Here is a 25,219-nt window from a genome sequence, read left to right as displayed (position 1 = left end):
GCTTGGCGCGGCACCCGTGTGGGCATCGGGCCAGGCCCCCGTGTGCGGCGGGGGATTCTAAGGTTGGCGGGGAGCAACGGTCAACCAACGGCACCCCGCTGGAGGCCCGAATCGGCGTCGAGGCACGTCCGATTCCGGTCCGAACGGCGCCCCGGCCGTCAAAGACCGTACAGCGCCCCGTACTTGGCGTGCAGGTAGGCCATGTACGGCGCGATCGACATCGGCTGGCCGCACGCGCGCGTCACGATCTCCGGCGCCGTGAACTTCCGGCCGTGCCGGTAGACGTGCGCCGTCAGCCAGCTTCTGAGTTCGCCGAACGAGCCGGCAGCGATCGACCCGTCGAGGTCGGGCAGGTCACGCCGTGCCGCCGCAAAGAACTGCGCGCTCATGATGTTCCCGAGCGTGTAGCTCTGGAACGCGCCGCCGACCAGGCCGCCGAACCAGTGGACGTCCTGCAGCGCCCCGTCGGAGTCGTCCGCTGGAACGACGCCGAGGTCGGAGCGCATCCGCTCCCGCCATGCCTCGGGGAGGTCGGCGACGGCCAACGACCCATCCAGCAGCGCCAGCTCGAGATCGAACCGCAGCATGATGTGGAGGTTGTAGGTCACTTCGTCGGCATCCGTGCGGATGAGGGACGGCGAAACCCGGTTGATCGCGCGATAGAACGTCTCGTCGTCGACACCCATCAGCTGCGCCGGGAAGGCGGACTGCAGCGCACCGTAGTAGTGCCGCCAGAACGGCCGGCTCCGGCCGACGAGGTTCTCCCAGAGCCGCGACTGGCTCTCGTGGACGCCCGACGTCGCGCCGCTGAAGAGGGGCGTGCCGTCGAGTTCGTCGGCGACGCCCTGCTCGTACATCGCATGTCCGGCCTCGTGCAGCGTCGAGAACAGCCCCTCGGACAGATCGTCCGACTTGAACCGCGTCGTGATCCGGACGTCGCCTAGGCCGAGCTTGGTCATGAACGGGTGAGCGGTCTTGTCCTGGCGGCCGCGCGTGAAGTCGTAGCCGTATGCCCGGATGACGGTCTCGCCGAACGTCCGCTGCGCGTCCTCGGGGAAGTCGCCCTTCAAACAGCCGTCGTCGATCTCGGGCCGGGTGCGGATCTGCGCGAGCAGCGGCACGAGGCCGGCTCGCAGCTCGTCGAACAGCGCCCGCACGCTGGCCACCGTCATCCCTTCCTCGGCCAGATCGATCAGCGCGTCGAACGGGTGCGTGTAGGCCGGGTTGAAGCCCTCGTAGTAGCCCGCGTACTCGCGGCTGAGCGCCACCGTCGTCTCGAGGAACGGCCGCACGCTCGCAAAGTCGTTCGCCGGCCGTGCGCGTTCCCAGGCGTGGTAGCTCGCCGCCAGATGGGCGCTCACGCGCTGGACGAACGCGGAAGGCACGCGCGTCGCGCGGTCGTGGTCCCGGCGCGTGACGCGGATGAGCGACGCCTCGTCGCTGTCCGGATCCAGTCCCGCGGCCCACGCGGTGAGCGCGTCGAGCAGCCGGCCGACCGCCGGGTCCGTCATGCGCTCGTGCGACAGCCGGCTCAGCAGCGCCGATTGCCGGCCGCGGGCCGCCGCGCCGCCCGGCGGCATGTAGACCGCTTGGTCCCAGCCCAAAACCGAGTTCGTGCTCTGCAGGTCGTCGATCTCCTGCAGCCGGGCCTTGAGTTCGGCGAGGTCGGCTTCGATGGACACGGGCGGTGGCCTTTCGGGCGGCGATGGGATGGGGGCGGGCGGGCGATTCTACACGATTCGCGGACGGCCTGACTCACGGCCTGCTGGATTCACGGACCGATCAACGGCATCCACCACGGCAACAGGACAAGCAGCAACGGCACGAGCAGCGCCACCAGCGGCGCGCCGACGACGGCGAAGTCGCGGCCGCGGTAGCCGCCGGCGCTCATGACGAGCAGGTTGACGGGGTGGCCGAGCGGTGTGATGAACGCCATCGAGGTGGCGATCGCGACGCCGAGGGCCATCGCCCGCGGGTCGGCATGCACGACCGCGGCGGCATCCAGCGCGATCGGGGCCATGATCGTCGCCACCGCCGCACCGTGCATGACCTGCGCCAGGAGGACGGTGACGACCACGAGGCCGCCGAGCACCGCCCGCGGCCCGAGCGCGCCGAGCGCGCCGACGACGGCATCGGCCGCCGCCGTCGCCGCGCCGGTCTTGGTCAGCGCGATCCCGAGCGGCAGCATCCCCGCCACCACGAACACCGTCTTCCACTCGATCGCCTGGTACGCCTGGTCCATCGAGAGCGTGCCGAGCATGACCATGAGCAGCGCGCCGGCGAACATGACCTCCGAGACCGGACGGACGTTGAGGGCGGCGAGGACGATCGTGCCGACGAACACCGCCAGGGCAAGCCGGCCGCGCCACGCCACGAGCGGCGGCTCGGCGGCCAGCACGTCGGGCTCGGCCAGCAGGATGAGGCCGGGCTCGGTGCGCAGCGCGGCGATGTTCGCGGCGGGTCCGCGCAGCAGCAGCGCGTCGCCGAAGCGGAGCGACTGATCCGCCAGCCCGGCGGCCAGCGGGGCGCCGCGGCGCCAGATCGAGAGCGTGTTGAAGCCGTACTTGGCGCGGAAGTGGGCGGTGCGGAGCGTCTGACCGATCAGCGCCGACCGCGGCGCGAGGACCGCCTCGAGCACGACGGCGTCGCCTTCGGCCAGCGCGCCCTTGGCCCATCCGCCCACCGGCAGCACCTCGAAGTACGGCGCGACGTCGCGGGCCACGAGGTCCTCGAGGCGTCCCTGCACGACGAGCACGTCGCCCGTGCGCAGGACGAAGTCCGGCGACGGAGCGTGCGTCACGTCGCCGTCGCGCTCGACGGCGACGACATGGGCGTCGAAGCGCTCGCGGATCGTGCTCTCGGTCAGCGTGCGCCCGTGCAGGAACGTGCCCTCCGGCACGCGCAGCCGGAGGAGCCGCTCCGGGATGCCGTACAGCTCAAGCAGCGCCTGCGCGTCCGGACCGTCCGGTCCGCCGAGGTCATGCGCCGGCAGGCGGTGGCGTCCGAAGAGCGTCATGTAGGCGATGCCGCACAACGCCAGCACGCCGCCGACGGGCGCGAAGTCCAGCAGCCCGAACGCGGCGAGCCCGCGGTCGCGCAGCGCACCGCTGACGACGATGTTCGTCGTCGTCAGGAGCGTCGCCATCCCGCCGAGCGTCGTGCCGAAGGCCAGCGGCATGAGCAGGCGGGACGGCCGGACGCCCGTCCGCCGCGCCGCGCTCGGCACGATCGGCAGCACGACGCTCGCGGCGGCGATGTTGTTCATGAACAGGCTCAGCGTTGCGCCTGTGAGCATGAGCGTCGCCACGAGGCGGGGCTCGCGGCGGCCGCCGAACCGGAGGAGGAGCGCCGCCAGCGCGTCCGTCACGCCGGCCCGCCGCAACCCGTCCGCCATGACGAAGACCGCCATGATCGTGACCACGGACGATCGGCTGAACCCGGCGAACACCTCGTCCGCCGTGAGCACGCCGACGACGCCGAGCGCAAGCGCCGCGGTCAGACCGACGACGTCCGGTCGGGCGCGGGAGGTGAGCATCACGGCGATGGCGACGGCGATGATCGCGACGGCGAGCACGGCGGGGGTGGGCAAGGGGGTTCTCGCAGTTGGGACGGCGAGCGGATGGCAGTGGATGGAGGCATCGTAGCGGCTCGGGGCGGATTGGGGGAAGCTGTGCGTTTCCGCAGACGCGGCGGGCGCCCTGGAGATGTCCGTCGGAGGGGTTGCCCCACCGCCCGCCTTACGCTACCGTCGCGCGTGCGGACCGGCGACGGTGCCCATCGGTGCCGCGTGCGAGGGGGGAACGTTCCGAGAATGGCGACAGACGAACCGTCCGATCCGACGCCGGACACACCGGAGGCTGCGGCCCGCCGGACGTCCGAGAACGCCGTCTGGACGTACCGCGGCTACGAGATGCGCTCGGCCGAGTTCAACACGGCCATGGTCCATTTCTTCCGCGCCGAGGTGCAGCGATCGAACACGTGGCGCACGCGGCTCGACACGACGACGAACTGGGCCGTGATCGCCACCGGTGCCGCGATCTCGTTCGCGTTCAGCTCGCGCGGCCCGCAGGACCACGGCGTGATCATCTTGAACACCGTGCTCATCACGATCTTTCTGCTCATCGAGGCCCGCCGCTACCGGTACTACGAGATGTGGGCGTACCGCGTCCGGCTCCTCGAGACGGACTTCTTCGCGGCGATGCTCGTCCCGCCGTTTCGGCCGGCCCCCGATTGGGCCGAGAGCTTGGCGGAGAACCTCCTCCACCCGTCGTTCCCGATCTCGAACTGGGAGGCGATCGGCCGCCGCTTCCGGCGCAACTACATGCTGATCTACGTCCTGCTGGCCATGGCCTGGGCCGTGAGCGTCTCGCTCCATCCCGAGCCGGCGACGACGTGGACCATGTTCGTCGGGAACGCCCGGCTCGGACCGCTGGCGGGCGAGGTCGTCATTGCCCTCGGCGTGGCGTTCTACGTCGTCGTCGGGGCGGTTGGGTTGTGGACGGTCCAGCTGCAGGACTCGGCCGGCGAGGTGCTGCCGCGGTTCGTCGAGCGCCAGTTGCTCGGCCGGGCGCGCACCGCGGCGCGCAAGGGCGGCCAGGGCGGCGGATCGTCCAAGCTGACCGGGCCGATGAGCGACCGGGGCGCGTGGTACCGCCCCAGCCGCCGCCGCGCCGAGCTGACGACGCTGATCATCACGGACCGGGCGACCGAGGTCAGCCAGCGGATCATGACCGAGATGCACCGCGGCGTGACGGGCATGGCGGCCACCGGCATGTACTCGGGCGCCGACCGCTCGGTGCTCCTGTGCGCGTTGACCGTGACCGAGGTCGCACAGCTGCGCACGTGTGTCGAGGCGGCCGATCCGAAGGCGTTCGTCATCGTCATGCCGGTGGCCCAGGTGCTCGGCGAGGGCTTCGTGCCGCTCGGGACCGAGTCGACCGCCGGGTATCGGCGCCCGGGCAGCGATGCGCCATAATGCACGGATGAACGCAGAACAGAGGGCGATGGGGGCGCCGAGCGGTGCCGACGACGGCGCCGAAGTCGACGTCGGCGCGCTCCTCGAGCGACTGGCCGCGCTCGAGGAGGCGGCGGCCACGCATGCCCACGAACGCGCGAAGCTCGAGCGGCTGGCGACGTTCCCGGAGCAGAACCCCAACCTGGTCATCGAAACGGACCGCGACGGCCGCGTGACGTACTGCAACCCGGTGGCCGGCGCGCTGTTGCCCGAGCTGGGCGATCGCGGCAAGCGGCACCCGTTCCTCGCCGGCATCGATGACGTCATCGCACAGCTCGAGCGCGGCGCCACGGACAAGGTCTGGCGCGAGGTCGACACGGGCTCGGCGATCTTCGAACAGCAGATCACGCGCACCCAGGAAGGCGAGCGAATGGTCGTGCGCGTCTATGCCCACGACGTCACCGCTCGCCGCCGGGCCGAGGCGGCCATCCAGACGCTGGCCCGCCAGGTCGTGATGGCCCAGGAGGAGGAGCGGCACCGGGTCAGCCGGGAGCTGCACGACGAGGCCGGGCAGGCGCTCACCGCGCTCAAGATCAGCCTTCAGCTGATTCGTGACGACTTGCCGGCGCGCCTGACCCGCGTCGCGCGCGAGATCGACGACGTGATCGGACTCGTCGACTCCACGCGCGAGTCGCTCCGTGCGCTGGCCCACGGGCTCCGGCCGCCGGCGATGGATGCGCTCGGCGTCGTGGCCACGATCGAAGACCACTGCCGGACGTTCGCCCAGCGGACGGGCCTGCGGATCGAGTTCCGCGCCGCGCCGGCCGCCGACCGCGTGCCGCTGCAGGACGCGGCCAGCATCAGCCTCTACCGCTTCGTCCAGGAAGCGCTGACGAACGTCGCTCGCCACGCCCAGGCCGCCAACGTCCTGGTGACGTTCGGCCATGAGCATGACCTCGTCCACGTGACCGTCGCGGACGACGGCGTCGGGTTTGCGCCCGACGCGCGCGGCGAGCGGACCGGCGACGGTCTCGGGTTGGTCGGGATGCGCGAGCGGCTCGAGCTCCTCGGCGGCGACCTCACGATCGACAGCCGCGCCGCCGCCGGCGCACGGCTGGTGGCAACGCTGCCCTTCGGCCCGCCGAAGGCGCCGGTGGCGCCGGATCGGGCGGAAGGCGGCTCCACGTGAAGCCGCCTATCCCGTTTCGATGTGCGGACGGTGCTTCGATGACCGGACAGTCCGTTTCGATGAGCGGATCGATGAGCGGACGGTCAATCACGGAAGAGGTGAGCGGATGATCCGGGTCGTGATCGCCGACGACCATCGGCTGGTACGCGAGGGCATCCACGCGCTGCTCGACAAGTCGGACGACATCGAGGTCGTGGGCGAGGCCGGTGACGGTGCGTCGGCGCTGGCCATGGTCAAGGCGCTGTCCCCCGACGTCCTCGTGACGGACATCAGCATGCCCGGGTTGTCCGGTCTCGAGGCCGCGGCCCAGGTCACGGCGCTGGGCATCCCGACCGCCGTCGTCGTCCTGACGATGCACGCGGAGGAGGCGCTGGCCCGCCGCGCGCTGGCCAACGGGGCGCGTGGTTACGTGCTCAAGGACTCCGTCACGGACGAACTGCTCCTGGCGATCCGCGCCGCCCGCCGCGGCGGAACCTACCTCAGCCCGGCGGTCTCGGCCGCGCTCCTGACCGCGCCGTACCCGGCCGCCGGCGCCGCGGCGGAAACCGTCCCGGCGACGCTCACGCAGCGGGAGCAGGAGGTGCTGCGCCTGATCGGCCACGGGCACACGAACCGCGCGATCGCGGATGCGCTCGCGATCAGCATCAAGACCGTCGAACGCCACCGCACGCAGCTCATGGCCAAGCTCGACGTCCACAACCTCGTCGATCTCGTGCGCGTGGCGATCCGGCGCGGGCTGATCGACCTCGACGGATGATCCGGCCGCTTGCCGCCGGCGGTGGGGATTCCACGGCCGGTCCTACGACGTCGCCACCGTCGGCGTTCCGGCGCCGACCGGTTCGGCGGGCGGCGCGATCCCGCAGTAGATGAACTGCCCATTCCACACCCGGTAGGCATGTCGATCCGACCCGACGCGGAACAGCGCTTCCGACACGGCCAACTGCAGCGTCGGTGCGCTCGGATCGGCCGGCGCATCCGGCGTGCCCGGGCAGACGAGGGTCGTCGCCGCCACCGGCCCGCTGCGCTCGAGAACCACGGGGGTGCCCGGTGCGATCCGGCCGGCGAGGTCCGCGCGGATCCGGGTGAGCACGACGGGATCGTCGCTTGACGCGATCGTCGCCGCACCGCAGCGACGGATGGCGATCGCACCGCTCTTGCCGCGGTTCGTGTGGTAGACCCCCGTCTTGTTGCCGGCGCTGAGCCGGACCTCGTAGCCCGGCACGAGCGCCTGCGTGTACATCTCGCCGGGCGACGGACAGCCGAGTGCGCTGTCGGGCCACGTGACCGGCTTGACCTCCACCACCGTCACCGACCCCGGCTCGATGCCCTCGGCTGCCGCGAAGTCGTTCACCGCAGCCGCCGCCTCCGGCTGCGCAGCGGAAGGAGATCCGCCGTCATCGACGATGCCGGGTGCGCCGCCGATCGCATCCGCCGGCACGCCCGCCGTCGACCGGTCGCCGACCGTGGTGCCGACGTCGTGCGCACCGTCTCCGTCCGCGCCGCCGGCGTTGCAGCCCGCCGTCGACGCCGCGAGCGCCGCCACGGCCGCGGTGGTGATCAGGGTGAAGAGGATCCGCATCGGGCGATTCTCCGGCTGGGGGTGTCGCGCAGCGCGCCGGAGCATAGCGCACCGAAGGGCGACGACGAAGCGGCGCGACGGCGAGCCACCCGATCGGCGCTTGCCCCTGTCTCCGCCGCCCCACTACAATCGCCGGCGCCGATGGAGCCACAGACCCCCGCCTCTTCCGCTTCGAACCGGGCCGCGCACGCCGCGTGCCTCGGTGTCGTTGGCGTGGCGCTCGCCCTGCTGCTGCACGTCGTGCCGGCGGCAACGGCGCAGGGTGCGACGGCACGGCTGACCCCGTCGGAGCAGAGCATCGCCCCGGGCGGCTGGGTCACGCTGACGCTCGGCGTGAGCGGGGTGACCGACTTGGCCGGCTACCAGGCCGGCATCGACTGGGACGAGGCGCTCGTCGAGCTCGAGGCCGTCGAGCCGACGGACTGGCTCGGCACGACGGGCCGTCAGATCGAGACGATCCCGCCGCGCGTGACGGACCACTCGATCGACTTCCTGGTGTACACGCTGCCGCAGCCGCCGGGCTCGTCGGTCCCCGGTGTCGGCGGCAACGGCGACCTGGCCACGCTCCGCTTCCGGGCGATCGCACCCGGTCAGGCGGTCGTCGTCCTCCGGCAGCTCCTCCTGACGAACACCGCCAACGAGCCGATCGCAGCCGATCTCGAGGCCGCCGAGTTCGCGATCATCGAGCCGACGCCGGTGCCGCAGCCGCACATCTACCTGCCGTATGCGATCCGATCCCGTTAGGCCGGCGCCTTCGTCCGACGAGCGACGGGTGGCCGGGCGGCCGTTCCTGTTCGCAGTGGTGTGCCTGGCGGTGCTCGTCGCCGTCGGCACGCGCGCGACGGCGGATGCCCAGGCGCCGCTGAACCTGCCCGGCAGCAGCTACCCGCCGCCGTCCGGCGATGGGGCGCCGAACGGCCTCGGCGTCGGCGGGGCGCCGTACGGCGTCCCGACGCCCGCGTTCGGCGGCATGCCGTTCGGAGTGCCGACGACCGACCCGACATCCGGCCTCGGAGCCCCGTTCACGGGGCAGGCCGGCGCCGCCGGGGATGCGGCCACGGAAGAGGCCCCGGCCGGCGACGCGGCCGCCGTTCGCGTCATGCTCTCGCCGACGATGCTCATGTTGGCGGCCGAGGGCGGTCGAGCGGTGTCGGTCGCGCTGCAGTCGCCGGATGCGCCCGTGCAGCGCGTTGCGCTCGACCTCCACTTCGACGCCGACCGCGTGGCGGTGACCGCGATCACCGTCGACCCGTTGCTGACCATGAGCGGCGCGCAAGCGGACTTCAAGCACCGCCTCGAGCCGGGCCGCCTGCGCCTTTCCTTGGTGCTGACCGCCACCGACCCTTCCCAGCTGTCCACCGGTACCCCCAACATCGCCACCGTCACGTTCGCGGCCCTGACCGCCGGCAGCGCCGAGCTGACGCTGAACGCCGGCGCATCGTCCGTGACCACGGCCGATGGGGTGGAGCACGACGTCGTTCTCGACGCCCCGGTCAACGTGATCGTCAACGACGGACCGCCCGAAGCGACGGCGGACGGCGTCACCGCCCAGTCCGACAGCCTCGTCGCTGCGTCCGCGCCGGCCTCGGAGATGGGCGGCGGCGGCACCGGCGGAGGCGCGGTCGCGGGAATGGCGCGCGACGTGGTGAACCGCCTCACCGCGGCGCTCGGCGGACTGGGCGGGGGCGACAGCACGCCGCTCCTCGCCTGGCTCGCCGTCGTCGCCGGCGCCGCCGTCGTCACCGGCCTCGGCTACCTCCTCGGCCGCGCGCCCGAGCCCACCGGGCCGCGGATCGCGCGCGGGCTGCGGGGGCGACGGCGCGGGGGGGTGGACATCGAGCACGAGGTGGTCGAGGAGGGGCGGGAGAGGCGGTAGGGGCGGTAGGCGATTCGGTGAGCCCGCAGCATATCGACGCAGACCGCGGTGGGATGTCGCCCTAGAAACGGCACGTGGAGTTGACCCAAGATCACTGTGATCTTGCACCAACTCCACATGCGTACCGTGATCGATCGTACTGTGATCGATTCCCTGGCGTACGTGCAGGACCACCGCCGCAAACTGCGCGCCAAGTGCTCCGAGTACTCCACCACTGTGGATTCTAGGGGTTCCCTACTCTGGTGGCCGCCACGAGCATGTTCAGTGGTGGAGTACTAGTGCCCTGCCACTGCAGAATCTCCGGCCTCCGTACGCTGTCGGGCACCCCAGGCATGTCCAGTGGCGGGGTACTAGGTCGCCTCGGTCGCCTCGGTCGGCAGCACGTGCTCCAGCGGGATCGGCTCGGCTTCCTTGCGCTCGAACGCCAGGCCCTTGCCCTCGGCGTCGACGACGACGAGGACGGAGTCGCCGAACTCGAACTCGCCGCCGATGAACTGCTTGGACAGCGGGGCTTCGATCTGGCGCTGGATCAGGCGCTGCAGCGGCCGCGCGCCGAAGCCGGGGTCGTAGCCTTCCTTGGCCAACCAGGCGCGGGCTTCGTCGGACAGCTTGAGGTGCAGGCCCTTCTCGGCCACGCGCTTGGCCACGCGATCGACCTGCAGGCCGACGATCCGCTCGATGTGCTCCGGGCGCAGCTTGTGGAAGACGATGATCTCGTCGATGCGGTTGATGAACTCCGGCCGGAACGCCCGCTTGAGTGCCGCCTGCACGTCGTCGGCGAAGCGGCTGTCGCCCTCGATCGCCTCGACATTGCCGAAGCCCATCGTCCCGCCGCGCATCGAGAACTCGGTGCCGAGGTTGGAGGTCATGATGATGACCGTGTTGCGGAAGTCCACGACGTTGCCGTGGCCGTCCGTCAGCCGGCCGTCGTCCAGAACCTGCAGGAGGATGTTCCAGACCTCAGGGTGGGCCTTCTCGATCTCGTCGAACAGGACCACCCGGTACGGCCGGCGCCGCACGGCCTCCGTCAGCTGTCCGCCCTCGTCGTAGCCGACGTAGCCGGGCGGTGCGCCGATGAGGCGGCTCACGGTGTGCCGCTCGCGGTACTCCGTCATGTCGATCCGGAGCAGCGAGTCGGCGCTGTCGAACAGGAACTCGGCCAGCGCCTTGGCCAGCTCGGTCTTGCCGACGCCGGACGAGCCGAGGAAGATGAAGCTCCCGATCGGCCGCCGCGGATCCTTGAGCCCGCTGCGGCTGCGGCGGATCGCGTCCGCCACGGCGTTGATCGCCGCGTCCTGGCCCATCACACGCTCGTGGAGGTGCGCCTCCATCTTGAGCAGGCGGTCGGCCTCCTTGGCCAGCATCCGGTTCACCGGGATACCCGTCCAGCTCTTGATGACGTCGGCGATGTCCTCCTCATCGACGGTGTCGTCCAGCCCGTTCTCCTTGCGCCAGGCCTCGACCTCGGCGATGTGCTTCTTCTCGAGCTGCATCCGCTGGCTCTTGACCCGGGCCGCGCGCTCGTAGTTGCGCCCCTGCCACGCCTCCTCCTCCTCGGCGGCCAGCGTGGCCAGCTGGGCGGCGTCCTTGCGCAGCTTCGGCGGCATGCTGTACATCGCGATCTTCAGCTTGGCCGCCGCCTCGTCCATCAGGTCGATCGCCTTGTCGGGCAGGCTGCGGGACGTGACGTAGCGCTCCGAGAGTTCGGCCGCGGCCGTGACGGCCTCGTCCGTGATCTTCACCTGGTGGTGCGCCTCGTAGCGCGGCCGCAGTCCCTTGAGCATCCGCACCGCGTCGTCCACGGACGGCTGCTCGACCCAGATCGGGGCGAACCGGCGCTCGAGGGCGCGGTCCTTCTCGATGTGCTGGCGGTACTCGTCGTGCGTCGTCGCGCCGATGCACTGCAGCTCGCCGCGCGAAAGGGCGGGCTTCATCAGGTTGGACGCGTCCATCGCGCCCTGCGCGGCGCCGGCGCCGACGACGTTGTGGATCTCGTCGATGAAGACGATCACCTTGCCCTCGGCGTTGCGGATCTCGTCCATCACCGCCTTCAGACGCTCCTCGAACTCGCCGCGGAACTTGCTGCCCGCCACCATCGCGCCAAGGTCGAGTTCGACGACGCGCTTGTCGATGAGGATCTCGGGTACCTCGCCGTCGGCGATCATCTGCGCCAAGCCCTCGACGATCGCGGTCTTGCCGACGCCGGGCTCGCCGATCAGGACGGGGTTGTTCTTCGTGCGGCGCATGAGGACGCGCATCATCCGCAGCGTCTCCTCCTGCCGCCCGACGACGGGGTCGAGCTTGCCGGCGCGCGCCAGGTCGGTCAGGTCGCGGCCGTACTTCGCCAGCACGCGGTAGCGCGTCTCGGCGCGCGGGTCGGTGACCTTCTGGCCGCCGCGCACCTCCTCGATCGCCATCCGGATGTCTTCTTTGTCGACGCCTGCTTCGCTGAGCAGCCGCGCCGCGTGGCCGCGCTCCTCGGAGGCGATCGCCAGCAGGATGTGCTCGGTCGAGATGTACTCGTCCGTCAGCGACTGCGCCTCGCTCATCGCCACCTGGCCGATGCGCTGGATGCGGGGCGTGACATAGATCTGATTGCCCGAGCCGGTGCGGCCCGGGATGTGAAGCTTGCGGTTGTTCGTGAGGTACTCGTCGAGCTGCATCGCCAACAGCTCGGTGTTCACGCCGAGCACTTCCTCGAAGATCTCGTTCGCCAGCCCGTCCGGCTGTTCGAGGAGCGCCAGGAAGACGTGCTCGGTGTCCATCTGGTTGTGGTTGTAGCGCATCAGGATCTCCTGTGATCGGGCGATCACGTCCTGCGCGCGCTCGGTGAACCGGTCAAATGGCATCATGTTCGGGCGTCTCCTCACTTGATCGCACTGGCCGCAAGTATAAGCGGCGGCCAGACGGCCCGCCAATGAAGACGTCGCCGCGCCGTATCAGAGACGCGATAGATCATTTGCCCGATCCCTCACCCGATCCCTCACCCGATCCCTCCCCGATCCCTCCCCCGATCCCTCACCCGATCCGTCCATCGGCTGACCGTAACGCCGGCGCCGTCCTGCACGTCTCAACCCGCGAGCCATGGCAACCTTCCCGCAGCCCTCCGCCCCCCTGCGGAGCGCCGCACGCCGCCTCGGGCCGCTCGGCCTGTGCATTGCGGTGTCGGCGCTGCTGTTCGTGCTGGACGTCGTGTCCACGGCCGTGCCGCCGCGCGCCGCCGCGCAGGCCTGCCCGCCGTACTGCACGACCCCGGTCATCACGCCGGCCTGGCACCTCCACATGTGCGACGAGACCTACCAGGCCCAGCTGGACGACAACCACTGCATGCAGGGCCCCGGCGTCACCGAGTTCCCGGCGGGCACGGACACCGTCCACATCATCTACTGCCACTCGTTCGAGGACCTCGTCCGCGTGTTCGTCAAGGACTCGGGCGGCGGCCGGCAGTTCGTCAACCACCCCGACGGCATCGTGTACAGTGGTGTGGGCTGTGAGACGATCACGTTCGAGAAGAAGAACGGCATTCCGCCCGGCGGCAGCCCGTACTACACGTCGGCGGTTTGGCCCGAGGGTCCGTTCTCGGGCATCGGCGCCGGAATCGAGTGGTACGTCGGCCTCTACGTCGCCTTCGACGCCGACGTTTATTACGGCGCTGCGGCGCAGGCGGACATCACGGCGCGCGACCCGGCGGCGAACCTCGACGCCTCCAAGAAGGACCGGATCACCGTTCGCGTCGTCAGCGACGCCGATCCGGTCGGCATCCTCGTCGAGCTCGTCGAGGACGCCGCATCGTTCCCGCTGTTCCGGGCGGTCCAGCCGCTGCGGTTCTCGACGCAGGAATCGAACCAGGCGCAAGGGATCATCAAGGTCGTCGACCGCGCGACGGTGACCGTGAAGTATTGCCCGCGCGACTGCAAGACGGAGTACACCGACGCCGCCCAGTGGCTGGCGGGCAACGCCACCGTCACCCCGACGCCGCTGCCGACGTACGCCGGCCCGCCGCCGACGGTGACGCCGACGCCGCCGCCCGCCCAGTCGTTCGACACGATCACGCTCCGGCCCGCGCCCGCCGACGTCGGTTACGTGCCCAAGGTCTCGGCGCAGCGCGACCGGAAGAACCACCTGGGTTACGCCTCGATCTACGCCGGCATGTGGGGCCGCGGCGACAACCCGCACTACGGGATGATCCAGTTCGATCTGTCCGAGATCCCGCCCGAGGCGAACATCCTTGGCGCGCGCGTCGAGCTCATCGGCCAGACGAACGAGTTCCTGAAGACCGGCGAGTGGAAGCTCGCCCTGCTGAACGAGCAGATCGATGCGGGCTGGCGCGATGCCACGTTCACGACCGTCAGCACGGCGGCCATCGCGGCCCAGATCGGGCTCTCGCTCGAGGAGACCGACCTCCTGCCCGGGCGGAAGAACGCGTTCGGGTTCGCGCCGGCGCAGCTGCCGCTCCTCGAGGCGCGCGTCGACGGGACGGGCCGCGCCTCGTTCCGGGTCGACGGTCCGCTGCCCGACGAGAACAACCTGGCGGCGTGGCACTCCGGCGTCGACGTCTACAACCGCGAGCCCTCCCCGCCGGATCCCGCCAGCGGCCCGGCGCTCGTCGTCAGCTACGCGATCGGCCTCGCCGCCACGCTGACCCCTGTCCCGACCGCGTCGCCGACGCCGCCGACGTCGCCGACGACGGGCGGCGGCTCGAGCGCCACGCCGTCGATCACCGCCACAGCGCCGTCCACATCGATCGCGACGGTCTCGGCCGTGCCGACGCTGTCGCCGACGCCGTCCGTGTCCCCGACGCCGTCGGCCACGGTCCCGCCGATCGCCCAGACCGCCACCGCCGTCGCCGGCGCCACGGCCACGATCGCGGCGTTCCGCACCGAGGTCGCCGCGACGGTCATCGCCGGACCGACCCTGACGGCTGCCGCCGCGACCGCTACCTCGGCCTGGATTGCGACGATGACCGCGGCGCCGGCCGTCACGGCGTCGGCAGGGCCGGGCGCCACGGCCACGTGGCTCGCCCTGACCGCCCTCGCCCAAACGCCCAGTGCGACGCCGAGCGCCACTCCGACCCGACCGCCCGAACCGACCGTCCCGCCGCCGACCGACGGCCCGACCGTCGATCCGCGCACCCCTTCCGCCACGCCGACGCCGCCCGGCGTGACGGCCACCCACACGCCAAGCGGGCCGCCGACCCCGACGCGCGATCCCGCCACGTTTACCGGCCGCCAGGCGTGCATCATCGCCTTCGACGACCGCAACGGCGACGGCCGGCGCGACGCCGGCGAGCGGTTCCTGGCCGGGGCAACGCTTCGGCTGACGCACCAGCTCTCGGGCGTCTTCATCACGTGGACGACGGACGGCTCGAACGATCCCGATCATTGCTGGAGCGGCCTCGCGGACGGCGCCTACCGCCTCGAGCTCGTCGAGCTGCCGCGCAACCTCGTGGCCTCCGGAGCGCGGGCATACGACTTCAGCGCACCGATGGCCGAAGCGTCCGTGACGTTCGCCTTCGGCGCCCGCGCGCCGACGACGCCCAGCGCGACGCCGAGCCCGCCGCGTCCGACCGCCACGCCCACCCGCGGCCCGACGCTCCCGCCGACGCGCGCCCCGACCCTCTCGCCGACGCCCGAACCCACCGTGAACGGCCCGCAAGGAACGGTCTGCGTCGACGTGTTCGACGACCGCAACCGCGACGGCTTCCGCGACGCCGGTGAGGCGGCGCAGAGCGACGTCCTCATCGACGTGCTGACGGACCGCCACACGACCTACCGGCAGCTCCGCAGCCGCGAGGACCGTCCTGTCTGTGCGACCCTCCCGACCGGCGTCTTCTTCGTGAGCGTCGCGCCGCCCTCCGGCTGGGTGGTCACCGGCCCGGCCGAACAGGGCGCCTTCGTCACGGACGGGACGACGACGACCGTCCTGTTCGGGCTCTCGCCCGAGCACGGGCCGCGGGTCTACTTGCCGCTCGTCGTGCGCGCATTCACCGTCCGGCGTCCGCCCCGACTGCGTTAGAGGCTGTCCGTGAGGCCGACCCCGTAACGGCGATCTGCGGCTGCCGTGCCCGTGATCGAAACCGCGGCGTCACCGACCTTGCTTGCGCCGTGCCGCACGCACTACCATCACCGGACTCTCGAACGCTCGACGCGCTCCGCCCCGGCGTGTGTCTTGTCCGACCTGCCCGCCACGCGACCCCAGACGGAGGATCCCGATGACCGGACCGACCCTTGCCGGCCGCCTGCTGCGCCGCGCGTGCCCTGCCGCACTCGGCATCGCCGCCCTCGCCGCGATCACCGGCGGGCGGCCGGCCGAGGCGGACACCACCGCCGTGCGCGTGACGTCCCTCTATGTGGCCGCCCGGCCCGACGCGGGCCCGCCGCCGGTTCCGACGTCCACCGCCACGGCTGAGGCCGCCCTCTTCGACGAAGGCACGCGCCATGTGTACGCCCGCTTTGCGTACGAGCAAGCGGCCGACCAGGAGATCCGGGTCGTCGTGAAGGGCCGCGGCGGCGTGACGGCGTTCAGCCACGGTGCGCGCTACAGCGGCGACGGCACCGCGACGATCGACATCGAAGGTACGGCGGTGTACGGCGTGCTCACAGGCGGCTTGAGCGCCGATGCGCGCGATGCCAAGCAGAGCGCGAAGCAGGCCGCGGAGCGCAGCGTCGGCGTGCAGGAGTACCTCCGGTCGGCGGAGGCGGCCGTCCTGCGGCTGGTGTGGACGGCGGAGCTGCTGGGCGGCATCGATCTCCCGCCGGCGCCTGCCGCCGCGGTCGCCGAAATCGACGGGTCGCTGCGTGACGCGATCCTCATCCTCGCGCGGGCGATCGAGCTGCCGCCGGACGATGTCGCCGGCAAGCAGCGTCGGGCGGCGCAGGTGGATACGTTGCTCGGCGAGGTCGTGCTGGCGTCGACGGACCTGAGCGCGCAGGCGGCTCAGCAGCGCGATCTGCCGCTCCCGGCGACCGGGCACCACGCGACGGACACCTTTGTGGTCCAGGTGGAGGTGGCGGGCGATATCGCCGTCACCGCGGAGTTCTGGGTGTGGGGGCCGGCCCGCATCCACCTGCCGGTCGTGAGCAAGGGCGCAATCCTCCGCCAGCGCTGAGCGTAAGCCAGCGCGGCAGGGCGGGCGCGCCACCGTGTCCGGCTTTTGGCGTCAGAGTCGCCGGGTGATATGATCGCCATCCCTTGCCCTCGGTCGCACCGTAGGGACGATGGCCGCTGCGGCGCGCCATGCCTGGGCCACCGTCCGCTCAGGCGGCGCTTACCCGGGCTTCAGCCAAGGCTTACGCCGTGCCCCGACACTGGGCGCTCGGCGACGTCCATCTCGACATCGTCAGATCATGCGCCGCGCGCCAGCGCCGGCGCGAGGAGAAACGCATGAGCATCCACCGCCATCGTGCCGACCTGCGTGCGGACCAAGGCGCCTTCCTGCGTGTGTGGCTTGGCCGCATCGGCGCGCTGTTGTGCGCCGCCGTCGCTGCCGGCACGCTCGTCGTGCCCGTCTTTGCGCAGTCCGGGCGCGCCACCGTCGGCAACATCCGCATCGGCGACGACACCGGCCAGACGGTCTGGGAGCAGCCGGCACCGGCCGGCGAGAAGCTCTTCAAGGCGCCCGCCGGCACGAAGCAGTTCAAGGTGTGGTTCGAGTACGACGGCACGGCCGCCCGGCGCGCCGTGATCAAGGTCATCGCGCCGCAAGGGGTCATCGCTGGCATGCAGGAGGCGGAGCTCTCGGTGCCGGGCACGAACTCGGTCGAGTTCACCTTCGAGGAACCCCTCGCGGATGCCGAGTACCTCGTGAACGCCTACGTCGAGGTCGACGGACGGGAGAGCCCGGCCGACGGCCTGACGCTCCTCGTCGGCAATGCCGAGGTGATCCCGGCGAGCAACGTCCAGAACGTGCCGGTCGACGCGAACTCGGGTGGCGTCAATCCGGCGGCGCCCGTGGTCAATCCGCCCGCCGGCGGCAACGATGCCGCCGCGCCGCGGGCGGGCGAGCCGAGCCAGCTCCTGCTCCTCGGGAGCGGCCTTGGCGTCATCGTGTTGTTGGCAATCGTGGTGTGGGCTGGTATGTCGGCGCTCAAGCAGCGCTGATCGCCCCGACCGCGGCTCGCGGCACGCCGTGCCGACCGAACCGCAACGAATACAGACAAGGACGTGTGGACGATGTACCCAATGCGACGCATGCTCGCAGGCGCCGGCCTTGCCGCGGCGCTGCTTCTCACCCCGCTGTGGGCGCAATCGGCGCAGGCGATCACGAAGGTCTCGAATGTCCGGATCTCGACGACCGAGGCCGGCGGTGACGCCGTCGAGTCCGGCAACGTGCCGACCGATGCGACGAGCGCCTGGGCGTTGTTCGACTACACGGATGCGAACAAGACGCGGATCAAGGTCGATGTCTTCGACAACAGCGGCGAGCCGCTGCTCGATCTCGAGGCCGAGCGCTACAGCGGCGCCGGCACGGCCCGGGTGGAGTTGAGGGCCACCGATCTCGTCCACGGCGCGGCCGGCTTGGTCGAACTCTATTGCGACGACATCCTCGAACTGGCCGAGATGGGCGCCGACACGCGCCGCGTCGACGGCGAGATCGTGAACGCGCGGACGAGCCTCGAGCGCGATCTGCGCTCTCTCGGGCGCGTGCTCGTGCCGATGGACCGCGCCGGCTTGACCGGCGCGGCGCTCGGGGCCAAGCAGACGATCGACCGCCTCTACCCTGAGGTGCAGGAAGCGGTGTCCGACATCCTTGGGATCGCCGTGACCGATGTCACGGCAACGCGCGCCCGTTTGGCGCAGCTCGCGCCCGTGGCGATCGAGCTCGCCACCGCGGCCGGCGAACTCGATGAGGAGGTCGGCAAGCTCACGTCGTTCACGATGGCGGCGTTGTACGCCGAGAGCGCGCCCTACACCGTCTCGGTGACCGTCGACGAGCTCGGCATGGCCTCCACGGCGGCCGGGAGCGCGGATCTCGTCGTCATCCAGGCGTCGAACAAGAGCCCGAACAACGCCGCCGCCGAAGTCACGGCGGCGCCGTCGGCGACGCCCCGGCTGCCGGCCACGTTCACCGGCGGTGGCGGTGGTTCCGGCGCGGGCACGCGACAGAACACGCCCGTCCCGACGACAGCCGTGTCCGCCGACACAACGCAGGCAGGCCGCAGCACGGCGGCTGTCGAGGTGGGCAAGCCCGTCGTGGCGACGCAGTCCGCCCAGATGGCGGCGCTCGTCGAGAGCAAGGCGGCCACGTCCGTCGCGCTCGGGCTCCCGACGCCGCAGGACGGCGCGGGCGCCGCCGTGCCGCCTGGTGCGAGCGATCCGCAGAATGCCGGCGGGGCGCAGCCGCTGGCGGGCGGGTCGGCCGCCGGGAACGAGGCATCCGGCAGCGTGCCGCTGCCGACGTTCACCGTGCCGGCGGGCAACGCAACATCGAGCGGTTCGACACCGGCGGGCGGGGGCGGTCCGAACCTCATCGTCCTCGGAGCCGGCATCGCGGTGTTGGTGGGGCTCGCCCTTTGGTTCCGCCGCCGGCTATAGTGCGCCCTTCCGTGACGCGCGGGACGCGCCCCGTGACCTTGACCGCGTCCTGTGCGTCTTGACGTCAAGACCACCGTGTGTTCCGGCGCCGCTGCTGGCATGTGATGCCCGCGCGGACGCCGCGCCTGCGATCCTCTGCGTCCGCAGTCAGGCTCGCTGGTTGCCTTCATCCGTACCCAAGGAGATGCCCCACATGCCACGTTTGTCCGCCGTCCTGGTCACCGTGCTCTCGACCCTCGGCGTCGCCATCGGTGTCCTGATGGTCGTCGGCGGCCCGGCCCACCCGGCCGCGGCCGCGCCCCTCGCCCAGACCGATCGCGTGAACGCCCAGCTCTACATGAGCGACGTGCGTGATGGTGACCCCCGACGCAATTTCGGTGCAGCCGCCACCAGCCTCTTCGCCGTCGTGGCCTACGACAATGCCGCCGGCGGTGAGCAGTTCGTGGTCCAGCTGCGCGATCTCTCCGGGGTCGTGGTCAAGAAGCAGTCGCTGCCGGCGCTCAGCGCCGGTGCCGGCAAGCGCTCCATCGCCGTTTCGGCCGCCGACTTCGTGTCGAGCTATCGATCGGCGATCAGCGTGACCCAGCTGGCGTTGTCCGAGTCGATCGCTTCGGTCGGCACCAAGTGCCAGAACTTCCCGCCGCCGCCGGACACGTGGCCGATCCAGCTGCCGACGCCGCAGCCCGGCCAGCCAACGCCGACGGCCTCGCCCCCGCACCCCTACCAGCGCTGGCTGCCGACGATCCTCGATCCGCTCGACGCCTCGGCGCTGACGACGAGTGAGCTCAGCCGCACGTTGCAGGCGATGCTTGGCCTGCCGGACATGGCGCCCGGCCGCGCCGGCGCCGCAGCCGTGCCCGACCTGTCGGCGGCCCGGAACGCGCTGGAACAGGCGCTGGTCAAGCTGCAGCAGGTGCCCGGCCTCCTCCAGCCGCAGCAGGCCAACGAGGGGCCGCCGATCAAGCCGGACCCGGCGCGCGGTTGCATGATCGTCGCCGAAGCGACGGCCCTCATCGCCACCGCGCAGACCAAGGTCGCCACCGGCCTCGCGGCCGTGCCGAGCGACACGACGGGTTGGGCGATCCCACGCACCACCGCCAGCTACCAGGGCAGCCGGTTGCAGGCGTGCGTCCAGTACAACACGGACCTGTTCGACGTTGTCGGCGGGCAGCAGCGTACGACGCCGGCCGACACGGCGCTTTGGACCGTCGGCGATCCGGGCGCACCGGCGCTCATCTTCCCGAGCCCCGACCAGACGGACCGCGGCAACCTCGGCGGGCTGCGCCTGACGTATCCCGACGGTGCCACGGCCGTATTCGCCACGAGCGTCACCGCACCAGGCGTGAACCATCAGGCGCGCTTCAGCGCGTTCGTCACGGACCGCAACTGCCTGCCCGTGTCCGGGACCAAGGTGGAGTTCTCGCTCGATCCGACCGGGTTCGGGACGCTGAGCTCGGCCGAGGTGACGCCGGTCGAGGGCGTGGCCGAGGTGACGTATACGGCCGGCAGCGCCGTCCCGGCGCCGCAGCCCGATCACGGCCAAGTCACGCTGCGCGCCGACGCCGGCGACATCGAGGCGGCAACGAAGTTCAACGTCGTCGGCCCGGCGGTGAACATGCGGATCATCGTCAACCCGAAGGCGATCCACCGGATCCGGGATCGACGCGGCGGCGTGACCGTCGAGATCAAGGATCTGAACGGGAACAACGTGGCCGACGGGACCCCCGTCAAGCTCCGCCTTCTGCCGCCGAGCGTCGGCTACCTGGCGTACGAGCGTCGCGTGCCCGGCCAGAACGAGCCCGAGGTCGTCAATTCCGGCACGTCGATCGACCTGATCACCGACCGCGGCCGGACGATCGTGCCGCCGAGCCAGTCCAACTTGGCCGGTGTCTACATCGTGTCGGACGGTCGCGACGGCGACGTCATCGTCGAGGTCGAGGCCGATGGGGCCAAGGCGAACTCGAACATCGTCGAGGTCGGCAAGCCCCCGGTCGCGGGCGTGTCGATCGTCAGCACGGGCACGATCTTCCTGCCGATCGCACTGCGCACGAGCGGTTTCGTGCGCTCGCAGCCGATCGCGTCGCGCACGCGGCCGGCGGTGTCCGCCTTCGAGACCCCGATCCCGTAACGGCAGCTCGTCCTCACGACGCGAACAACGGCGCCCTGGTTCCCTTGCGGGATCCAGGGCGCCGTCTTGTCGTCAGAAATCGAAGCGGCGGTGAATCGGTCTGATCGCCTGCGCCGTCCGGTCCGTCAGACCGTCAACGGGCCCGTGCGGCGAGCACCACCGTCCAGTAATGCTGGTAGCCGACGGCGCGGACAAACTGGTAGTGGGCGCCGATCTGGGTGTACGTCGGGTCGAGGACGGTGTCCCGCTGCCCCTGATCCAGCCAGGCCTGCACGACGACCGCCGGCGTGCCGTTGGCGGCGGCCAGCAGCTCGCCGACTGCCGTGGCGGGGAAGCCGGTGCGTGCGACGCGCTGGGCGGGCGACGAGCCGTCGCTGCCGGTGTGGCTGAAGAAGCTGTTGCGGATCATGTCCGTGTTGTGCGTGCCGGCCGCGGACTGCAGCTCGCTGGACACCGCCACCGTGCCGCGGCCGCTGGCCACGCGCACCCGGTTGATCTCGGCCACGATCTCGTTGATCTTCGCCAAGTCGTCCGTTGACTTCGTCGGCACCGGCTCGCCGCTGCCGGGCGGGCCGAGCGTGACCCGCAGAATCGGCGGGTTCCGCTGCCCGGCGCCGAAGCCGGTGTCCCAGTCCATGACGTTGCTCACGCCGACCTGCGGGCCGTCCATCCGGAAGCTGACCTTGCCGGTGGCTTCCTTGCGGAACTCGAGCTCGCGCAGCTGCGTCGCGTCGAATGTGAAGACGTTCTGGATGCCGACGCCAAGGTCGTACTGGTGCAGTTGCGGCTGGAGTTTGGACGAGATCCTGGCGCTGCGCAGCGACTCGTACGACACGCCGCGCCAGCCGCCGTCGACGGCGGCCTCGAGCAGGTTCGCCTCCCAGACGCCATTGCCCGCATCGGACAGGTAGCGGGTCGACAGGCCATTCATCAGGAGCCGCGCGCTGCGCACCGCCCGACCGGCCGGCACGGCCGAGAGGTCGAACTGAACGCCGCCGAAGTAGATCCGGCCCTGATAATAGCCGGTGAACATGTCGTCGTCGCAGAAGTGGTTGAACGCCTCGTACGATCGGACATAGCCGACGTCGAGGCATGCCGGCAGGATGTCGATCTCGTTGCCGTCCGGCTCGCGCGTCGGCGGCAGGACGAGCGTCGGCGACGGTGTGACGGTCGGCGGCGGCGGCGGTGCGGTGAACGTCGCTGTCGGCGGGACAAGCGTCGTGGTCGGGGTCGGGGATGCGCCGACGGTCGGCGTGGCCGTGTTCGGTGCCGGCGGCTCGGTCGGCGACGGCGTGGCGGACGGCGGGGGACCGCTACCGGCCGTGCTGTAGTTCACGAACAGCCGCACGCCGGCGTAGCGCGTCGTCTGGCCGTAGCCGGTGTCCCACGTGAAGAGGTTCGTGACGTTGCCGCCGGGGGGCGGCCCGTCCATCCGGATCGAAAGGGCGCGCGAGCCGAGATGCCGCGCGCGGAGCACGTTCAGCGCGCCATCGTCCATGTTGAACGCGTTCTTCTGCGATTCGCCCAAGAGGTCGCGCCCGAGGAGCGGCATCAGCGTGACGTCGATGGCCGCATTGTGAATCCCGGTGTAGCCCTGGCCGGCGAAGCCGCCGTCGATGTCCGTCCGCAGCAGGTTCACCGTCCATGTGCCGCCGACCCCGAGGAACGAGGCGTCCCGGCCGATCATCTCCAGCCGGGCGCTGTTGATCGTCGCGCCGGCCGGGATCACGCCGAGCTCGAACTGGGCCGCGCCGTGATAGGTCCGGTTGGCGTACGTTCCGGTGAACGTGTCCTCCTCATCCGTGAAGAAGTTCTGGTTGGGCACGTTGCTCACGACCCAGCCGGCCTTGTTGTTGCGCGGCGCGATCTCGACGTTCACGCCACCCGGCGGCGCGTGGAGCGTCGGCGTGGGCAGCGGCGGCGTTGCGGACGGCGCAGCGGTGCCGGTCACCGGCGGCGGCACCGTGCTCGCCAGCGTCGGCGTGGCGCCCGACACGGACCGGCGGCCGAAGTCGACCGTCCAGAAATGGCCGTACGTGCCGATGTTGCGGTACCCGGCGCCGAGTTCGGTGCACGTCGTGCACAACATGATCGCCTTGTGCGCGGGGCTGTTCCACCATGCTTCGACGGCCGCCGCCGGCGACACGAGGCCGCAGGCCACGATCTCACCGTACGGCTGGCCGTAGCCCGCGTCCAACATCCGCGACTGGGCGGTGCTGCCATCCGTGCCGTCGTGGCCGCAGAAGTTGCCGGACGCCATGTCGTTCGAGTGGCGGGTCGAGGCGTTGCGCAGCTGTTGGCTCGAGGCCAGCGGGTTGAGGCCGGCGCTGGCGCGCTTCAGGTTGATCAGCTCTTCGACCTGGAGAACGAAGTTGCCGGAGGGCGTTGCCGTGGCCTGGATCGGCGGCGGGGCGGTGCTCGTGCCGCCGCCCTCGGGCGTGCCGGGCGTCGTGGTGCCGGGCGCAAGGTTCAGGGCCTTGCGGGCGTTGATCCGGCCCCAGCCGAAATACGGATCCCAGCCGGCATCCCCGAGGTCGTCGGCCGATTGCTCGAGGATCTGTTCGACCTGGGCCGGCGTACGGCTCGGGTTCTGGGCCACGAGGAGCGCTGCGAGCCCGGCCGCGACGGGACAGGCCATGCTCGTGCCGCTCCATGGCTGGTAGCCGCCCGTCATGACCGTCGAGAGGATCGCGACGCCGGGCGCGGCGACGTCGATCGCGTTGCCGTAGTTCGAGAAGCTGGCCCGCTGATCCGACTGCGAGGTGGCCGAGATCCCGATCACGCCGTTGTAAGCCGCCGGATAGCTCGGGTTCGACGTATTCTCGTTGCCGGCCGCCGCCAAGACGACGACGCCGCGCTGGATCGCATAGTCGACCGCATTCCGGAGCGCCGAGGATGTGAACGCGCCGCCCAGGCTCATATTGATCACCTGCGCGCCGTTGTCGGCCGCGAACGTGATCCCGCTGGCGATCGCGGAATGACCGCCGTTGCCCGTTCGGTCAAGCACCTTGACCGGCATGATCCGGCTGTCCCAACCGACGCCGGCGCCGCCGACCCCGTTGTTCGTCTGCATCGCCGCGATGCCGGCGACATGGGTGCCGTGGCCCTGGTCATCGGCCGGGTTGTTGTCTCGGTTGACATAATCATAGCCCGCGACGCACTTGCCGGCCAGATCCGGATGGCTGCAGTTCGTGCCCGTGTCGACGATGGCGATCGTGATCCCAGCGCCGCGCTGGCGGTCCCACGCGGCCGCCGACTCGATCTTGGTGTGGTGCCACTGCGAGCCGACCATCGGGTCGTTCGGTGTGATCTGGAGGCCGAGTCGGGCCAGTGGGTTCCGTCCGCCGGCCTGCCCGGCGGCGGTGTCCGCACGGGGCGCCACCGCGTCGGGGCTGCCGAGGATGTGGGCCAAGTAGTCCGGCTCGGCAAAGGCCACCTGCACTTCGGACTGATAGGCCCGCACCTGGGTGAGCAGGTCCGTGTCCGTGACCCGCAGGACCTGGATGTTCAGGTTGTTGATCTGGTCGATGACCTGACCGCCGTACTTTTCGTGTAGCTTGCGCTTGTACTCGTCGGTCGCCTCCGGACGAAAACCGACGACGAGGCGGTTCGGAATGTAGCCCGGGTCGTCGACCTGGTCCGATTGCAGCGGCTCGGCGGCCCGCCCACCGGCCGCCACGCCCGGCGAACCGGCGCCGCGCGATCGCGGCACGAGGCCGAGGCCGGCGGGTGCCGACGCGGCGTCGCCTGGACCGAGCACCCCCGGCAAGCCGCCGCCGTCGGCCGACCACGGGGCCGGAAGGGAAGTCGGGTGGTCGGCGGTGCTTGGCGCCGCCCCGCGCGTCGTGGTCGAGCCGGTCAGGACAACCAGCAGGGCGGCTCCCGCTGTCAGCAACACCGCCGCGTGTCGATGGCTCATGCCTTGTTCCTCCGCATCGCGTTCGCCGTCCGGGGCAGCG

The 25,219-nt window shown here is 71.0% G+C and carries 15 protein-coding genes; 10 read left to right on the top strand and 5 right to left on the bottom strand.

Annotated elements, in window-relative coordinates; all coding sequences use genetic code 11:
• Nucleotides 1–158: 158 nt before the first annotated feature.
• Together IPG72_10685 and IPG72_10680 are read right to left on the bottom strand one after the other, a co-directional pair.
• Nucleotides 159–1,676 (bottom strand): carboxypeptidase M32, encoded by a 1,518-nt coding sequence (locus IPG72_10685; protein MBK6769448.1) that lies wholly within the window; start codon nt 1,674–1,676, stop codon nt 159–161.
• Nucleotides 1,677–1,771: 95 nt separating this feature from the next.
• The gene (locus tag IPG72_10680; protein MBK6769447.1) at nt 1,772–3,589 is read right to left on the bottom strand and encodes an SLC13 family permease; all 1,818 of its coding nucleotides are present in this window, start codon (nt 3,587–3,589) and stop codon (nt 1,772–1,774) included.
• A gap of 222 nt (nt 3,590–3,811) precedes the next feature.
• On the opposite strand from IPG72_10680, the gene IPG72_10675 reads away from it, so the two are divergent.
• From IPG72_10675 to IPG72_10665, 3 genes are all read left to right on the top strand, one after another.
• Nucleotides 3,812–4,975 carry a DUF2270 domain-containing protein gene (locus IPG72_10675; GenBank protein ID MBK6769446.1) on the top strand — a complete coding sequence of 388 codons (1,164 nt, stop codon included), beginning with the start codon at nt 3,812–3,814 and terminating at the stop codon, nt 4,973–4,975.
• A gap of 7 nt (nt 4,976–4,982) precedes the next feature.
• The gene (locus IPG72_10670; protein MBK6769445.1) at nt 4,983–6,143 is read left to right on the top strand and encodes a hypothetical protein; all 1,161 of its coding nucleotides are present in this window, start codon (nt 4,983–4,985) and stop codon (nt 6,141–6,143) included.
• 106 nt (nt 6,144–6,249) lie between these two features.
• Entirely contained in the window at nt 6,250–6,900 is a 651-nt protein-coding gene (locus IPG72_10665) for a response regulator transcription factor (GenBank protein MBK6769444.1), read from the top strand.
• A 42-nt stretch (nt 6,901–6,942) separates the two neighbouring features.
• Here IPG72_10665 and IPG72_10660 read toward each other — a convergent pair whose 3' ends face one another.
• Complete coding sequence (locus tag IPG72_10660; GenBank protein MBK6769443.1) at nt 6,943–7,722, bottom strand: hypothetical protein; 780 nt, start codon at nt 7,720–7,722, stop codon at nt 6,943–6,945.
• Nucleotides 7,723–7,863: 141 nt separating this feature from the next.
• Between IPG72_10660 and IPG72_10655 the strand changes: the two genes are divergently transcribed.
• Together IPG72_10655 and IPG72_10650 are read left to right on the top strand one after the other, a co-directional pair.
• Complete coding sequence (locus IPG72_10655; protein MBK6769442.1) at nt 7,864–8,466, top strand: hypothetical protein; 603 nt, start codon at nt 7,864–7,866, stop codon at nt 8,464–8,466.
• A 28-nt stretch (nt 8,467–8,494) separates the two neighbouring features.
• The gene (locus IPG72_10650) at nt 8,495–9,598 is read left to right on the top strand and encodes a hypothetical protein (GenBank protein ID MBK6769441.1); all 1,104 of its coding nucleotides are present in this window, start codon (nt 8,495–8,497) and stop codon (nt 9,596–9,598) included.
• A 350-nt stretch (nt 9,599–9,948) separates the two neighbouring features.
• On the opposite strand, the gene IPG72_10645 is transcribed toward IPG72_10650, so the two are convergent.
• Nucleotides 9,949–12,447 (bottom strand): AAA family ATPase, encoded by a 2,499-nt coding sequence (locus IPG72_10645; protein MBK6769440.1) that lies wholly within the window; start codon nt 12,445–12,447, stop codon nt 9,949–9,951.
• A 235-nt stretch (nt 12,448–12,682) separates the two neighbouring features.
• Here IPG72_10645 and IPG72_10640 point away from each other — a divergent pair, with 235 nt between their 5' ends.
• The 5 genes from IPG72_10640 to IPG72_10620 all read left to right on the top strand — a co-directional run bounded on the left by IPG72_10640 (nt 12,683) and on the right by IPG72_10620 (nt 21,260).
• A complete protein-coding gene (locus IPG72_10640; protein ID MBK6769439.1) occupies nt 12,683–15,613 on the top strand; it encodes a hypothetical protein in 2,931 nt (976 codons plus the stop codon).
• Between the two features lie 196 nt (nt 15,614–15,809).
• Entirely contained in the window at nt 15,810–16,706 is an 897-nt protein-coding gene (locus IPG72_10635; GenBank protein MBK6769438.1) for a hypothetical protein, read from the top strand.
• A 275-nt stretch (nt 16,707–16,981) separates the two neighbouring features.
• On the top strand, nt 16,982–17,698 hold the full coding sequence (locus tag IPG72_10630) for a hypothetical protein (protein MBK6769437.1): 717 nt from the start codon (nt 16,982–16,984) through the stop codon (nt 17,696–17,698).
• A gap of 81 nt (nt 17,699–17,779) precedes the next feature.
• Nucleotides 17,780–19,132: a hypothetical protein gene (locus tag IPG72_10625; GenBank protein MBK6769436.1), complete on the top strand. Its 1,353-nt coding sequence runs from the start codon at nt 17,780–17,782 to the stop codon at nt 19,130–19,132.
• Between the two features lie 193 nt (nt 19,133–19,325).
• Nucleotides 19,326–21,260, top strand: coding sequence for a hypothetical protein (locus IPG72_10620; protein MBK6769435.1), 1,935 nt, complete (start codon nt 19,326–19,328; stop codon nt 21,258–21,260).
• Nucleotides 21,261–21,393: 133 nt separating this feature from the next.
• Here IPG72_10620 and IPG72_10615 read toward each other — a convergent pair whose 3' ends face one another.
• Nucleotides 21,394–25,179, bottom strand: coding sequence for a S8 family serine peptidase (locus IPG72_10615; GenBank protein MBK6769434.1), 3,786 nt, complete (start codon nt 25,177–25,179; stop codon nt 21,394–21,396).
• Nucleotides 25,180–25,219 lie beyond the last annotated feature (40 nt).

It is taken from the genome of Candidatus Avedoeria danica (genome assembly GCA_016703025.1).
Lineage (GTDB): Bacteria > Chloroflexota > Anaerolineae > Epilineales > Epilineaceae > Avedoeria > Avedoeria danica.
Note: the sequence above shows the minus strand (reverse complement) of the source record. Positions and strands in the feature narration are given on the sequence as shown.

Excerpts from the sequence above, each read along its gene's own strand:
- IPG72_10655 (MBK6769442.1), top strand. The coding sequence starts at position 7,864 with ATGGAGCCACAGACCCCCGCCTCTTCCGCTTCGAACCGGGCCGCGCAC.
- IPG72_10640 (MBK6769439.1), top strand. The coding sequence starts at position 12,683 with ATGGCAACCTTCCCGCAGCCCTCCGCCCCCCTGCGGAGCGCCGCACGC.
- IPG72_10615 (MBK6769434.1), bottom strand. The coding sequence starts at position 25,179 with ATGAGCCATCGACACGCGGCGGTGTTGCTGACAGCGGGAGCCGCCCTG.
- IPG72_10670 (MBK6769445.1), top strand. The coding sequence starts at position 4,983 with ATGAACGCAGAACAGAGGGCGATGGGGGCGCCGAGCGGTGCCGACGAC.
- IPG72_10660 (MBK6769443.1), bottom strand. The coding sequence starts at position 7,722 with ATGCGGATCCTCTTCACCCTGATCACCACCGCGGCCGTGGCGGCGCTC.
- IPG72_10625 (MBK6769436.1), top strand. The coding sequence starts at position 17,780 with ATGCGACGCATGCTCGCAGGCGCCGGCCTTGCCGCGGCGCTGCTTCTC.
- IPG72_10665 (MBK6769444.1), top strand. The coding sequence starts at position 6,250 with ATGATCCGGGTCGTGATCGCCGACGACCATCGGCTGGTACGCGAGGGC.
- IPG72_10635 (MBK6769438.1), top strand. The coding sequence starts at position 15,810 with ATGACCGGACCGACCCTTGCCGGCCGCCTGCTGCGCCGCGCGTGCCCT.
- IPG72_10630 (MBK6769437.1), top strand. The coding sequence starts at position 16,982 with ATGAGCATCCACCGCCATCGTGCCGACCTGCGTGCGGACCAAGGCGCC.
- IPG72_10645 (MBK6769440.1), bottom strand. The coding sequence starts at position 12,447 with ATGCCATTTGACCGGTTCACCGAGCGCGCGCAGGACGTGATCGCCCGA.
- IPG72_10620 (MBK6769435.1), top strand. The coding sequence starts at position 19,326 with ATGCCACGTTTGTCCGCCGTCCTGGTCACCGTGCTCTCGACCCTCGGC.
- IPG72_10675 (MBK6769446.1), top strand. The coding sequence starts at position 3,812 with ATGGCGACAGACGAACCGTCCGATCCGACGCCGGACACACCGGAGGCT.